The organism is Psychrobacter sp. AOP5-GZ1-6, assembly GCF_052376345.1.
GTDB lineage: Bacteria > Pseudomonadota > Gammaproteobacteria > Pseudomonadales > Moraxellaceae > Psychrobacter.
Genome location: NZ_JBQSVP010000327.1, coordinates 1 through 626, shown reverse-complemented (window position 1 = coordinate 626; position 626 = coordinate 1). Strand labels below are relative to the sequence as shown.

At 34.5% G+C, this 626-nt stretch carries 1 protein-coding gene; it reads left to right on the top strand.

All coding sequences use genetic code 11. The annotated features are described in order from the left end of the window. Positions 1 to 626: hypothetical protein (locus ACT3RN_RS16045; RefSeq protein ID WP_444518858.1), on the top strand; the 626-nt coding region annotated here is incomplete at both ends.

The window sequence follows — 626 nt, the reverse complement described above, 5'->3', positions numbered from 1 at the left end:
GATCGTTAAAGATTTTAATACTAGTACTCTTAATAAACTTACTAGAAATAAAACTAGATCAGGAGGATTATCTGTAAAACCATATCATCAGCAAAGAATAGAGATGTTAGTAAAAGGAGTTCCTCTAGGCAATAATGTAATTATATGCTCTGAAATCATAGGTATGTCGATGCCTCGTGGCGAAGAGATATTTTATGATTTTGAGTCTAATATTCAAACTACTGCAGGTGGCACTACTCAATCATTTAGGCCTATGTACGTTAATATTGACGAAGAAACGATTGTTGTTGCTGATATTAGAGGTCCTAACAATTCAACTAATGCCGTTATAAGACAAAGACAAAAGGTTCTAGGCGATATAAGAATAATTTCTAGAAACGAAGGTATTAGTCTTGCAGATGCTTTTAAGTATAGTACTAAGTCTATTCCTTTAAAAGAACCCATTCCTGATACATATGCTCCAGGCAAGCTTGCAGATGTTGGTGGTGACGTTGGCATGCTTAAGGCTTTCATAGATTCAGGTGTAGAGGAATATACAGATACAAATACTCATAAAATTTTGCGCTATGCTAGACAGCTAAAACATGACTATAATTTTGGTGCTGTAAAGATTGACTGTTACACAA